The following is a 595-nucleotide window of genomic DNA, read 5'->3' on the forward strand; positions in this document are numbered from 1 at the left end:
CACAGGACACCGGTGGCGCGATCACGGGTGAAGTGCGTGCAGATTTGTTCTGGGGCACCGGCGATGCGGCGGGTGAACTGGCTGGGAATATGAAGCAGCAGGGGCAGATCTGGATGTTGTGGCCAAAGGGTGCAGCGTTGCCCCAAGTGCCGGATGTGAGTCCCGGGAACTGAAGACGCTCTGCCCAACTCAATGTATTGGGGTGAGCGGGCTTGCTGTGGTGAGCGGGCTTGCCCCGCGCTGGGCTGCGAAGCAGCCCCTCACCTCTACAAGCCCCCACAATTGCGCCCCGTGTTTGGCTTGCGGCTACGGCTCATCCTTGAGGGTCTTGAACGCCTCGATGCGTTTGATCAGGCGCGTGTTCTTCGCCGAGTCGGCATTGCCAAACAGAAAGGAGAAATCCGACGCCAGTTTGGACCCGCCGGCAATCGCCGCGTACTGATGGCAGTCGTGGCAGTTGTCTGTCTGCACGTAGGTTTCCATAGTAGTGTTGGCGACAACGACACTCTGGTCGCTGACAAACGGCCAATAGGACAGCGGCACCTGCACGTTGGGTCCAGGGCCGGGATCGTTGGGCGAGTTGGGCGTCTTGGAC

Annotated in this window: 2 protein-coding genes; one reads left to right on the forward strand and one right to left on the reverse strand. The window is 61.0% G+C overall.

Translation table 11 applies throughout. The features are described 5' to 3' along the window. On the forward strand, window positions 1–173 hold a 173-nt coding region (locus OMK64_RS21505; RefSeq protein ID WP_524536923.1), incomplete at its 5' end, for a 3D domain-containing protein. Window positions 174–306: 133 nt separating this feature from the next. Here OMK64_RS21505 and OMK64_RS21510 read toward each other — a convergent pair. Further along, window positions 307–595, reverse strand: a 289-nt coding sequence (locus OMK64_RS21510; protein WP_272730161.1) for a hypothetical protein, incomplete at its 5' end; no start/stop codon positions are given.

The sequence above is a fragment of the Cellulomonas fimi genome (assembly GCF_028527925.1).
In the GTDB taxonomy this organism is placed as follows: Bacteria; Actinomycetota; Actinomycetes; order Actinomycetales; family Cellulomonadaceae; genus Cellulomonas; species Cellulomonas fimi_C.